We start from the raw sequence: 13168 nt of genomic DNA on the forward strand, positions 1-13168 counted from the left end.
ATGTGTAGGGTGAACGTAGCATCTTATGATTATTAATAGTCCCCCATTTGCTCGGAGTCTTTACGTCCAAATAAAAATTTTCCAATAAGGCTAACCCCACTACTTTCCTTTACGGGTGCTTTTACAGGCTGCGGCTCTATTCGTTGAGTGTAGCCGTAGCTGCTGGGCTCGCTGGGTTTACAAACTGATTTGACACGAGAATCGATTGATTTCATACCCGCCCACGCCAGCCCTAGAGCGGTTGCGTAGGAGGTATTACTGACAGCGTCAGCCTTGGGCGTATGAGCCAGCCGCTCAGGTATTCCTACCCGCACGGGCATTTCATCACATACCCTACTGAATAACTTCTCAATGTCAAAGATGTTTGCGGTACCTCCGGTAAGTACAATTCCTCCAATAAGTTCGTCGGCATACCCTGAGTCCAGGATCTTAGCGTAAACCATGGCGGCTATTTCCTTAAGTCGCTCTTCAATAATAAGTGATACGTTCTTTTTCAACACCTGCTTAGGCGCTCGACCCGCCAGGTAGTTGACAAGTATCTCAATGCTAAGCGGCGTATCTTCCGACAGGGCGGTGCCATACTCCTTCTTTAGTTGTTCTGCATTGTCGGGCTGTATTCCACATCCTACCCGCAGGTCTGAAGTTATATGACGACCGGCTATGGGGAAAGTAGCTACATATCGTAATATACCCTCATGGTATATAGCCAGATCCGTTGTATGATCACCGATATCAACCAGGGCAATTCCTGCTTTCATCTCCTCTTCTTCCAGTACAGCCAGTGCCGTTGCTACCGGAGAGTACAGCATTTTATCAAAGCGAAGGCTTTTATCAGCCATAGCCAGACTCTTGACCGTACGCTGGATAGATTGATTATTAGCTGATATAACCAGAAAATCTCCTCCCAACTTGATACCCGTACGTCCTACCGGCTCCCGTACGCCTCTGGTGCCATCCACTACGAATTCCTTAGGGAACACGTGCATGACATCATAATTGGATTCTGTTTTGGCACGGAACATATCGTCCACGAGCTGGTCCACATCGCGCTGGGTCACTTCATCACCCGCCGAGGAGGTCGGACGAATAACGCCGTCGTTCTGCTCGCTTACTTTTACATGCATTCCACCAAAGCTGACATTAACGAGACCAATATCCAGGTCCGACAGCACCGATACCTCATGCAGGGCGGCACGAATAGCATCGCCTACCTGCTTAATATTTTCTACCGAGCCGTTCATAACGGCACCCGGGGCTATTGGTACTTCACTAAAGCCTAGTATTTCTATCGTTTCTCTTTTAGAGTACGTCGAGCCCTGAGCCTGTGCGGCTACTACGGCTACCTTGGTACTTCCAATGTCTACACCTACTACAATGCTGTCGTTTGTCATGCTCTTTGGTGTGTTATTTTTTATTCGCAAACAATCTGGTCTTGAAACTTTACGCTAATCCGTGAATAGCGGCTCCAATCAGACGCCATTACTTTTTTATAAAAAACATGAAGCTTATCTAACTTCGATTTAAAATTATCGGCAGGTCCCAATTCTATACGCTGATCTCCCAATGCCGTCAATAAGCTTATTTCACCATCATTAGATACCATCATCTGAGTGATCTGCGCTTTCCAAAACTCATCCGAATCGAGGTAACGTATCAGCTCTAATACCGGCTTGCCACGCTTGCCGTGCAGGTGGCTGTAATTCTGAAAAAACTGGCCTGACACCAGCAGGGTACGAGCAGTAAAACGATCCGTGAGGGGTAAATAATTACCCTCTTCGCTAATATAAAATCCGGCCGTTTTACGCCATTCTCCTTCACGGGAGGTAGCGATCCAACGGGCCAGTGGCTTTTCCTGCTCCACCTCTATCACCAGGTTTCCTTCCAGATCACGATAAGCCTGGCAATTTCTTACTAATTTATTTCTTTTTACACGATTTTCTAACTTTCGGAGAATTAAATCTCCCTGGCGGCTCCCCTGCAAAGGGTCGCTTCCATGATCTGTAAGCAAAGTTTCTACATCAATCGGGTTGATGAAACGCATCCCTGAATCGTAGTCAACCTTCACTATCAGATTCTTACATCGCTGCCTACTTAGCTTACGCTCAGCCATGCTAACGCAAAGCAGGGGCACAAGCAGCCATATACCTCTTCGTAGCCATTTGCCGGAATACTCAAATTTACGTAACATGGCAGCAATTTTAAAATGCTTTGCTTATTAATTCGTAAAAGGAGTGACAAGAACTTCTTTAATAGGCATAACTAATTTATCTATATCACCGGCTCCAATTGTAACTACAATATCGGTAGGTACTTCCAGAAGTTTCTCTAAAAGCTCTTCTTTGGAGATGATATACTTGTCGGAAATAGTCGCTTTATCCAGTAACATCGCTGACGTCACACCCTCTATTGGCTGCTCCCGCGCCGGATAAATATCCAGCAACAAGAGCCGGTCGGCCAGCGATAAGCTTTGCCCGAACCCCTCTGCAAAGTCACGGGTACGGGTAAACAGGTGGGGCTGGAAAATAGCCGTAATATGACGACCCGGATACAGCGCCCGTACCGATGACAGAAACGCTTCGATCTCGGCTGGATGATGAGCATAGTCATCTATGAATACCTTCGAACTACTTTCCAGCACATACTCAAAACGACGCTTTACACCCCGGTAGGTACTTAGTCCCTGCCGAATCTGATCCGGCTCTACACCTAATTTAAGAGCGACGGCCGTTGCTGCCAGGGCATTTTCTACATTATGGTAGCCAGGTACCATCATGGCCACGTTGTCAATAACCCCTCCGGGATATACGATATCAAAAACAAACCTTGCGTTCTCAATGCGGAGGTTTGTTGTATGGTAATTACCTTCTTTTAGAGAGTACACCTGTACACCTTCTGCCCCACTTTCAGCCACGGTAAGGCCTTTCTTCATAATGAGTGATCCACCGGGCTTAATTTGATCTATGTAGGCACGGAATGACTCTAGCACAGCATCGTGCTGCCCGTATATATCCAGATGATCGGCATCGGTAGAGGTGATAATGGCCAGATCAGGGTACAGCGTCAGGAAAGAGCGGTCATACTCATCCGCTTCGACTACACATACTATCTCCTCCGGTGTATCGGTAGGTTCGTTCAGCAGGAAATTAGTGCCGTAGTTCTGGGTAATGCCACCCAGAAATGCTGTACAGTTGACACCTGCACTACGTAACAAATGCGCCACCATCGAAGAGGTGGTGGTTTTGCCATGGGTACCTGCCACACCCACAGTACGTAGGCTACGCGTCAGCCAACCCAGTACCTGAGACCGTTTCTGAATGGTGAAGCCGTGTTCACGAAAGTAAGCCATCTGACGGTGATCCGCAGGTACGGCAGGGGTATATACAACCAGTGTCTGGGCCGGATCAGCCAGGAATACTGAAGGTACGGTCGTTATATCATCTTCAAAGGAAATCTGAATACCTTCCTGCTCAAGACTATCAGTAAGCGTGGTGGGAGTACGGTCATAACCAGCAACAGAAAACCTGTTGGTATTGAACCAGCGAGCGAGGGCACTCATACCGATTCCACCAATTCCAACAAAGTATATGTACTTCCAGTCCGAAGTTAAATTCATGCTAAGGGGTTTATCGAGCTTACTTTATATAATTATATATTCGATGCTGATCATCACATCAGCTTAACTACCTCCTGGGCTATGTCACGAGCCGCATCCGGACGAGCCAGCGTCTGAATATTCTTTTTTAACTCGGCCTGCTTTGCCGGGTCCTCCATCAGACGGATCGCTGTCTCAACCAATTCACGGCCTGCGTTAGCATCCTGAATAAGTAAGGCTGCATTTTGCCGTACCAAACTCATAGCGTTTTTGGTTTGATGGTCCTCGGCTGCCGCCGGAAAAGGTACCAGTATAGCGGGTTTGGCCGCCAGGCACAGTTCTGAGACCGATAAGGCGCCTGCCCTTGATACTACAACGTCCGCTACGGCATAAGCCAGGTCCATCTCATACACAAAATCAAAAGCTTTGATCCGCTCCGTGCGTGCCTGCTGTATATGTTCTTTAGCTGTGTCTATATAGAGTTTACCGGTCTGCCAGATGACCTGGTAGCCGGCTTCGTTCAGCTTTTTTAACCCGGCACTAAGGCTCTCGTTGATAGTTCGGGCTCCCAGGCTACCACCCATGACAAAGAGGGTCTTTCGGTGAGAGTCCAGCCCGAAATGCTTCAGGCCTTCAGCCCTTTTGGCATTGGCATTGATTATATCGCTACGTACCGGGTTACCCAGCAACTTTACCTTGCCTTTATCGAAGAATGCTTCCATACCCGGATACGCTACACAAATGGTACGTGCTCTTTTGGAAAGTATTTTATTGGTAACTCCGGCGTAGGAATTTTGTTCCTGAATCAGCGTAGGAATTCCCATCAATGAGGCAATCATCAATAAGGGTCCACTGGCAAATCCACCTACCCCTACGGCTACATCAGGATTAAAGTCTCTGATAACCGATCGTGCTTTCAGGAGGCTGCGCGTAAGCTTGATCGGAAAAGCCAGGTTGTCCGGTGAGAGCTCACGTTTTAAGCCTACTATAGGCAGAGCAATGATGTTATACCCCGCTTTGGGTACCTTCTCCATTTCCATTTTGCCTTCAGCCCCCACAAACAGGATCTCGGTAGATGGGTCCTGCTCCTTAAGAGCATTCGCAATAGCAATGGCAGGATAGATATGTCCCCCGGTTCCTCCTCCGCTTATAATTACACGCTTTGGCATCATTGATTATATTGTTTTTTCGTCCAGCTCGCCCCGGCTTACACTCAGGATCATACCCAGGGCAAGAGCCGTAAAGAGCATAGATGTACCTCCCTGGCTAAAAAAGGGCAGGTTTTGCCCCGTAACCGGTAGTAGCCCTACCGTTACGGCCATTGTTGAAAAAGCCTGAAATACTATACTGAAGGTAAGCCCTGCAGATAGTAATCCTCCGAATGGACGTTTTGTTTTTTCAATAGCTTTCAGTCCCCGGTACAGGAGTACCAGGTACGCTACTATCAATAAGGTCCCACCAATCGTGCCACATTCTTCTACAGTTACTGCATAAATAAAGTCTTTTTGGGGCTCCGGTAAGAAACGCCGCTGACGGCTCTTAGCAATTCCTTCTCCGTATACACCTCCCCGAGCCATGGCCATATACGACTGCTGCGATTGGTAAACGACGGTGTCTCTATTAAAGAATGTCTGAAGACGACTTTGCGCCGTGCCTGAGCGCTGAGTAGCTCGTAGTACAATAGCGGTAGAAGCAAAAAAGGCCAGTCCCAGGGCTGTAAAGACCAGATATCTGATAGGTACCTTACCCACATACATCAGAAAAAAGCATACACCTACCAGCAGCATTGCGGTAGATACATTACTGGGAAATATCAGACCACATACTATTCCTATCAATAATACAGGCTCGGTAAGCAGCTCCCGGGTGCTCCATCCTCCCTTGATATGTCGTGCCAATACCAGAGAGAGATGAGTAATAAGGGCTACTTTGGCAAACTCGGAAGGCTGGAAGCGCTGCCCGATCAGAGGTATCTCGATCCAGCGGGAAGCGTCGTTCACGGTTTTACCATTGAAGGCTGCAAACAACAAAAGGGGAACGCTGATCCAGACGCCAATCCGGGATACCTGCACAAAACGGGTATAGGGAATACGGTGTACCAGAATCATCACCCCCAACGCGACTATACTGAGTGCAATCTGCTTGTAAAGGTAGTATTCAGTATTACCCTGACGGTAGGTGTAGGCGTCTTTTACGGCTGCGCTATAAACAATAGGTATACTGCACAGCAACAACCCCACGCTGACGATCCAGATATAGGGATCACCCTTCAGATTACGGGCAAACCATGACTGGGTATCTTCTTTTAACTGCTGCAGTAGTTCCATACTTCTTCAGGTTATCTAAGAGTTATGGGCTTTTAGTTGAGCCACTGCTTCTCTGAACTTATTACCCCGGTCTTCGTAATTACGGAACAGGTCAAAGCTGGCGCACGCCGGAGATAGCAGTACTATATCGCCTGGCGCTGCCCATTCGTATGCTTTAAGTAAAGCATCTTGTAAGTCCTGAGTAGCATACATAGCCGGTACCGTATCCGAAAAGAAGTTGGTTAGTTTGCCGGTATCTGTCCCAAGAGCGATCAATCCTTTTACCTTCTGCCGTACCAAGTCCTCAATCTGCGTATAATCATTACCCTTATCTACTCCCCCGGCGATAAGTATGACAGGGGCATCAAAACTACCTAACGCATAGAACACGGAATCTACGTTGGTAGCCTTGGAGTCATTGATGTAGCTAACGCCGTTGATGGTAGCAACCGGCTCGAGCCGATGCGGGGCATTCTGAAAGCTAAGGAGTCCTTTTCGAATCTGATCGGGTGCAATACCTACCGACTGCGCCACCAGGAGTGCGGCCATGGCATTGATGGCATTATGAGGTCCCTTAATAGGCAGTTCCTCCATAGCCTGCGCCATTGTCTGTCCGTGGCTATGAACATGCAGAATACCTTCATTAAGATACCCTCCCTCTTCAACCACTTTCGCCAGTGATATTGGCCACTGACGTGCCGCTATATCCCGCTTCTGGAGCTCAGCCAGGATCGGCTCATTTTCATTATAATATATAAAGTCGTCCTCAGATGTTTGGTTCTGTATGATCCTGAACTTCGAGTTGACGTAATTTTGAAAATTATATTCGTAACGATCCAGGTGGTCAGGGGTGATGTTGAGCAGTACCGCTACATTAGCCCGGAAGTCGTACATATTATCCAGCTGAAAACTACTCAGCTCAAGTACATAGTAGTCATGATCTTCTTCAATCACCTGCCGGGCAAAGCTATCACCTATATTACCAGCCAGCCCGACCGACAAGCCTGCCTGCTTGAGCAAATGGTAGATCAGTAAGGTGGTAGTGGTTTTGCCATTACTACCGGTTATCGCTATCAGGTGTGCCTGGGTGTAGCGAGCCGCCAGTTCTATTTCTGATATAACGGGTATACCCCGCCGGTGCAGTTCCAGTACCAGGGGTACATTATCGGGTATACCCGGACTTTTAACTACTTCATCCGCATCCAGTATTCGCTCTGGGGTGTGTCCGCCTTCTTCGTAGGGTATGCCTTCCTTCTCAAGTACCTGCCGATACTTGTCCTGTAAGGTACCTTTATCCGATAAAAAAACGGTAAATCCCTTAGCCTTACCGAGTAAGGCCGCTCCTACTCCACTTTCTCCTCCTCCCAGTATGGATATTTTTTTTTGCCCCATTCAGCTGATAAATTTCAATTGTAAATTTCAGTCTTTTTTTAGCTCTAATGCAACAGTCATTACCAGCTTTCTAATAAAAAAGTTTTTCCAAAAAGCCGCTCAAAATATAATTTATCAGCGGATATAGTTTGGCATTATAGTTATTAATTCTCACTTATTTTGTCTTATAAATTCTATTATTTCATAGTCTATAAATAAATCCTAACGCCAATGATTGTGCGTATTGTATTTGATAGCTTTGGTCTTCATCGTAGACTATAATAGCGCCCAGGTTGACATTAATGTACTTATTGACCTTAGCAGTCAGCGTAGCATCCAGCCGATTATCCATGGCACCCAGATTGCGGTAGTTAGCAAACAGTAAGTACCTGAAGCTCAAATTTACATTGGTAGCTATGTCTTTTTTGAAGTTAGCTACAATCTGCATCAGTGCCAGCTCAGTTCGCATAGTTTGTCCAATGGGTACACCATAGTTTCTTTGATCAGGTGTATTGATATAAAGCTCCTTATCAGCTACAATCGTTTGCCGAACTGCACCGGGCGAGAAAGTAATAAAAAAGTATGGTACCGGCTTATATTCTAAACCTACCGACTCTGTAATATATGCCGGAGCAAAAAAACCGGATACCCGTCTTTGAATCAGATCTCCATCCAGGTCTTCTTCATACACATAACCGGGTGCAAACTGTGTCAGCAGATTGACATTACCTACAAAGTTCCAGTACTTGGACATCCTTCGAGAATACTTGGTATCAAAGAATATCCGGTCCACGTTTTTTCGGCTCGCCTGCCCCCTGTTCTTGACTATACCATATTGGGTCTGTAACTCATTACGCCACGACTCATCATCCTTTTTGTACTCAATAACAGTATTAAAGAATAGTCCTAATGCCACTGAATTAACTCCTCCTCCTGTCCAGTTGGTACTGAAAGAGCCCTGATTTAAGTTGGCCCCATACTCCGTTTTGAACTTCCAGGAAGTATCTTTTTGTACCTCCTGGGGCTTAATAATAATTGTATCAGCTGGTATGATCAGCGTATCGGGCTGGATGATTAACGTATCAGGCTTGATAACCGAAGAATCAACCTGTGCAAACACGTATAAAGAGTGTAGAAAGAGGAATAGTAGAAGTAGTAAGGTAGTAAAATGCTTTTGCATGAAGTGGAAGGGTTGATGATACTATACTAGCAGGTACTTTAGTAACTGCATCATTAGTCATTAGTTGTACAAAATTGCCGGAAATTATAGATTGTTAGCTAGTAAAACCGCCTTTACCTTTTATATCTAACAGCTATTTCATAAAAAAGCCCGGCATCAGATGATGCCGGGCTTTTTTATGAAATAGCTACTGTTGCTGACGGATTAACCTCCGATAGCTACGCGCTTAAACGCTTTTACAGTTAGACCTTTCGACGTTTTTTCCAGCAGCTGACGGATAGTCAACGAAGAATCCTTTACAAACTCCTGGTTCAATAGGGTATTGTCTTTGTAGAACTTGTTGAGCTTACCCATAGCGATCTTCTCAAGCATAGCCTCAGGCTTACCTTCAGCACGAGCCTGCTCTTTACCTACCTCGATTTCACGCTCAACGATAGAAGCATCTACTTCGTCCTTATCTAAGGCAACAGGGCGCATAGCAGCAATCTGCATAGCTACGTCTTTACCCAGTTCATTAACATCAGCACCGTTAACACCTTCGAAGGCTACCAGTACACCTAACTTACCGTTAGAGTGAATGTATGATACTACTTCGTCAGCTGAAACATTTTCGTAGGCTACTACATCAAGTTTTTCACCCATTTTACCTACAAGCTCAGTAATGCGCTCGCTCAGTACCTGTCCGTCTGCCAGAGTAGAAGCCAGAAGCTCCTCTTTGGTAGCAGGGTTTTTGGCTACAGCCTGATCAAGAATAGCCTGAGCCAGGTTCTTGAAATCTTCTACGTTAGATACGGGTTCAGTTTCACAAGCCAATGCAATCAGTTTACCGTTGGTCTTGTCGTCGCTGATGTGGACCAGTACTCTACCTTCTGATGTAGTGTTATCTGCACGCTTAGCGGCTACTTTCTGTCCCTGCTTACGAAGGATATCAACCGCCTTATCAAAATCACCATCCGCTTCCGAAAGAGCCTTTTTACAGTCCATCATTCCGGCGCCGGTCATTTGGCGAAGTTTGTTCACGTCTTGCGCAGTAATTGCCATGATTTCTGTGATTAATGTAGTGTTTAATTAAAATCAAATTTTTATTACAGGTACTCTTACTTAAGTTGGCACCTTATTTTAAATAGAGTAGCCCATAGTGGATAGACTACGGGCTACTTATCTATTGCTCAGATAGGATCATTAAGTCCTGATACCTGAACCATACACTTAATGCTGTATATATTACTCTTCGTCGCTATTTTCAACAACAGCGCTGGGAGTCTCAACAGTTTCTTCCTCACCACCCTGATCAACCTGACGCTTTGCCTCTTCTTCATCGGCCAGACGCTGGTCATCTTTATCCTGCTTGCGCTCCATAAGACCTTCTTCAATAGCCTTACCGATTGCCAGCGTGATCAGTGAGATAGACTTGTATGCATCGTCATTACCCGGAATTGGGAAATCAACGAGATCAGGATTTGAGTTAGTATCGCAAATAGCAAATACCGGGATACCGAGACGCTTGGCCTCAGAAACTGCAATATGCTCGCGCTTTACATCGATTACGAACAGGGCAGCCGGGAGACGTGTAAGATCAGCTACACCTCCTAGCACTCTCTCTAGCTTCTCCTTTTCGCGGGAAAGCATCAGGCGCTCGCGCTTCGCTATGTTGTTAACCGTGGTTTCGTCTTTAAGCATCTTTTCGAGGCTCTGCAACTTCTTGAGCGATTTGCGGATTGTACCGAAGTTGGTGAGCATACCACCCAACCAACGCTCAGTCACGTACGGCATCTTAAGGCGCTTAGCCTCTTCCGTTACGATTTCCTGTGCCTGCTTCTTTGTAGCAACGAACATAATTTTACGACCTGAGCGCACAATCTGCTTGATGGCGGCTTCAGCCTGATCAATGCAGCTCAGCGTTTTGTTCAGGTCAATGATGTGGATTCCGTTCTTCTCCATAAAAATATATGGAGCCATATGCGGATCCCACTTGCGGGTGAGGTGGCCAAAGTGCACACCTGCATCCAGGAGGTCTTTATATTCTACTTGTGCCATTTTAATACGTTAGATTAGAATGTTTTGTTTCTGCAGCACGATACACCGGACACAGTAAGCATCGTCTGGACAAATATTTTAGTTGAGCTAATAGTATGATCAGGTAGCTATACAGCGTTTGCCGGATATTGCTAGCAGCAATCTGACAACTCTGACCAAACAGAATATTAGCGCTTTGAGAACTGGAATCTTCTGCGAGCCTTCCGACGACCGTATTTCTTACGCTCGACCATACGAGGGTCACGAGTCAGGAATCCTTCCTTCTTCAGTGCCGGACGGAATTCACCGTTATATTCAACCAGTGCACGTGAGATAGCCATACGAGCGGCTTCGGCTTGTCCTGTGATACCGCCTCCACGTACGTTTACTTTAACATCGTAGCTGCCGCCACCATTGATGGTAGCAAAAGGCTGCTGTACTACGATCTGGTGTACTTCAAAAGGGAAATACTCTTTGTAATCCCGTCCGTTCACCTGAATATCACCATTACCGGGCTTCATGTAGATACGAGCCACGGCGGTTTTTCTTCTACCTATCTTGTTGATAACTTCCATTAGTTCGCTTTTGCGTTATTCGTTGTCAACGACTTACAACTTAACTTCTTTTGGTTGCTGAGCAACGTGCGGGTGCTCAGCACTGGCATATACATGAAGATTGGTGAAGAGGCGGCGTCCCAGACGGTTTTTAGGAAGCATACCTTTCACGGCCTTCTCGATTACGCGCTCAGGGTGCTTCGACAGCAGCTCACGAGGCGTTTGAAAACGCTGACCTCCAGGATAACCTGTGTGACGGACATAAACTTTGTCGGTCATCTTGTTACCGGTCAGCTTTACTTTGTCGGCGTTGATAACAATAACGTTATCACCACAGTCTACATGAGGAGTGAAACTAGGCTTGTGCTTGCCACGGATGATCTTAGCGATCTGGCTGGCCAAACGACCCAGCACTGCTCCTTTGGCATCAATCACAACCCACTCCTTATTTACTGTGTTTTTGTTCGCCGAGATGGTTTTGTAGCTTAACGTATCCACGATTAACAAAAAAGAAATTATAAATTGATTTTCAGTAAATTACTATAAAAAATGCAGTCCCACCTCAAAATGGGACTGCAAATATAGAGCTTAACAAATTGAATTACAAGTGGCTGTTAAGAAATTATACCCTAACAGCCACTGTAATTGTTTAGTGGGTTACTATTATTTTCTTTGTTTCGAGACTATTAGCCTTTTTCAGCTGGATAATATAGATACCTTCTACCGAATTAGACAGGTTGATTTTCTCCTGATGCTGTCCGGCTCCTTTGATTTTCTGCTCGAACCAGCTCACACCCATCATATCTACTACTGAGAGTACGGCATCTTTCTGCTCTTCTACGTAGAAGCTTACTTCCAGCTCGCCTTTTGTTGGGTTAGGCCAGGCCGACATACGCTGTTCAGACACAACTGTCAGCTCCGTATTAGTCACACTCACTTCTTCAACTTCCTCGACACCGGTGCGAGCGTTGGATGAGCAGTTGATTATCTTGAATGAGTTACTCAAGGTATAGCTACATCCATTTACCCGGACACTGATGTTTCGGCTCTGGCCATTCTTGAGTTGTGAAGGAGTAGTTATATAGAATCCATGATTACCATTCCCTTTTCCGGCGTTGAGCAGATCCTGTCGGAAAATACCCGCTGTGACTCCGCTTTGTATCAGGGTAGCACCATTAGAGTTATCATAAATATCTATTTTAAGTACGGCATTAGGGTTACTCTTGTCATATACCCAGCCTGCTATACTACCACAGTCAGCAGCATCCAGGAACCCTTCAAGAGCCGAGCAATTGGTACCAGCATCTGTTTTATCAGTACCCGTAACGGTTACCGTCACAGTGCCATTAGAGCTGGTACAGCCGTTGGCGCTGCACGTGGCGGTATAGGTAGTCGTCTGGCTCGGGCTCACACTGATGCTGCTGCCACTCTGACCGTTTGACCAGCTTACGGTACCTGAGCAGTTGCTGGCGGTAAGCGTGGTGCTCTGTCCGGAGGTGATGGTTGAAGCACTGGCCGTCAAACCAGGGGCTGATGGTGGCGTACAGGCTGTGCTGCTGCATCCCGACAAGTCAAGGCCGACAAAGTTGTGGGTACCCTGGCTGGCTCCGTGCCACATCTCTCCTACCACTCCGTCCATAGCACGCTGGTAGCTGTACTTGGAATCGTTGTTGAAGCTTCCTGATGATCCGAATACGGTTCCTGACAGCTTCTGGCTACCATTGTAGAACTCTATCTCTACCAGCTCACCGGCACTGTTGGGTGCTGACACATAACGTACGTAGCGGTAGCTGGCCGTATTGCCGAAGCTGAACTCCTGCCACTTGCCCGTACCCTCGGTAGTAAAGTTGTAGATCGTGGTCCAGCTGTTGCGGTCATTGCTTCCCTGCAGAGACGCACCATTCAAGCGGTGGAAGCAGCAGTCGGTACGGAATACAAGGCGTACCTTATTCACTACGCAGCTACCACTTACCGTCTGATCTGGAGCCGGTGCCGGCGTCTGAACAGCTGTGTTCACCGTTACTGTCACACTGCTGTTAGAGCTGGTACAGCCGTTGGCGCTGCACGTGGCGGTATAGGTAGTCGTCTGGCTCGGGCTCACACTGATGCTGCTGCCACTCTGGCCATTTGACCAGCTTACGGTACCTGA

Annotated in this window: 12 protein-coding genes; all 12 read right to left on the minus strand. The window is 46.7% G+C overall.

What is annotated here, in order from left to right; translation table 11 throughout:
* Positions 1-32 precede the first annotated feature (32 nt).
* Positions 33-1391 carry a cell division protein FtsA gene (ftsA, locus tag JUB14_RS16120; RefSeq protein WP_207507358.1) on the minus strand — a complete coding sequence of 453 codons (1359 nt, stop codon included), beginning with the start codon at positions 1389-1391 and terminating at the stop codon, positions 33-35.
* Positions 1392-1411: 20 nt separating this feature from the next.
* Entirely contained in the window at positions 1412-2188 is a 777-nt protein-coding gene (locus JUB14_RS16125; protein ID WP_207507359.1) for a cell division protein FtsQ/DivIB, read from the minus strand.
* A 27-nt stretch (positions 2189-2215) separates the two neighbouring features.
* Positions 2216-3613, minus strand: coding sequence for a UDP-N-acetylmuramate--L-alanine ligase (murC, locus tag JUB14_RS16130; protein WP_207507360.1), 1398 nt, complete (start codon positions 3611-3613; stop codon positions 2216-2218).
* Between the two features lie 53 nt (positions 3614-3666).
* Positions 3667-4761 carry an undecaprenyldiphospho-muramoylpentapeptide beta-N-acetylglucosaminyltransferase gene (gene murG / locus JUB14_RS16135; RefSeq protein WP_207508075.1) on the minus strand — a complete coding sequence of 365 codons (1095 nt, stop codon included), beginning with the start codon at positions 4759-4761 and terminating at the stop codon, positions 3667-3669.
* Between the two features lie 6 nt (positions 4762-4767).
* Complete coding sequence (locus tag JUB14_RS16140; RefSeq protein WP_207507361.1) at positions 4768-5919, minus strand: FtsW/RodA/SpoVE family cell cycle protein; 1152 nt, start codon at positions 5917-5919, stop codon at positions 4768-4770.
* Positions 5920-5934: 15 nt separating this feature from the next.
* Entirely contained in the window at positions 5935-7290 is a 1356-nt protein-coding gene (gene murD / locus JUB14_RS16145) for a UDP-N-acetylmuramoyl-L-alanine--D-glutamate ligase (protein ID WP_207507362.1), read from the minus strand.
* 181 nt (positions 7291-7471) lie between these two features.
* The gene (locus JUB14_RS16150) at positions 7472-8449 is read right to left on the minus strand and encodes a DUF3078 domain-containing protein (protein ID WP_207507363.1); all 978 of its coding nucleotides are present in this window, start codon (positions 8447-8449) and stop codon (positions 7472-7474) included.
* 204 nt (positions 8450-8653) lie between these two features.
* Entirely contained in the window at positions 8654-9490 is an 837-nt protein-coding gene (tsf, locus tag JUB14_RS16155; RefSeq protein ID WP_207507364.1) for a translation elongation factor Ts, read from the minus strand.
* A gap of 183 nt (positions 9491-9673) precedes the next feature.
* Positions 9674-10486: a 30S ribosomal protein S2 gene (rpsB, locus tag JUB14_RS16160; protein ID WP_207507365.1), complete on the minus strand. Its 813-nt coding sequence runs from the start codon at positions 10484-10486 to the stop codon at positions 9674-9676.
* Positions 10487-10653: 167 nt separating this feature from the next.
* Entirely contained in the window at positions 10654-11040 is a 387-nt protein-coding gene (gene rpsI, locus JUB14_RS16165) for a 30S ribosomal protein S9 (protein ID WP_207507366.1), read from the minus strand.
* Between the two features lie 33 nt (positions 11041-11073).
* Positions 11074-11517 carry a 50S ribosomal protein L13 gene (gene rplM, locus JUB14_RS16170; protein ID WP_207507367.1) on the minus strand — a complete coding sequence of 148 codons (444 nt, stop codon included), beginning with the start codon at positions 11515-11517 and terminating at the stop codon, positions 11074-11076.
* Between the two features lie 151 nt (positions 11518-11668).
* On the minus strand, positions 11669-13168 hold a 1500-nt coding region (locus tag JUB14_RS16175; protein ID WP_207507368.1), incomplete at its 5' end, for a T9SS type A sorting domain-containing protein.

This window comes from Telluribacter humicola, from assembly GCF_017355935.1.
GTDB classification, from domain to species: Bacteria; Bacteroidota; Bacteroidia; order Cytophagales; family Spirosomataceae; genus Telluribacter; species Telluribacter humicola.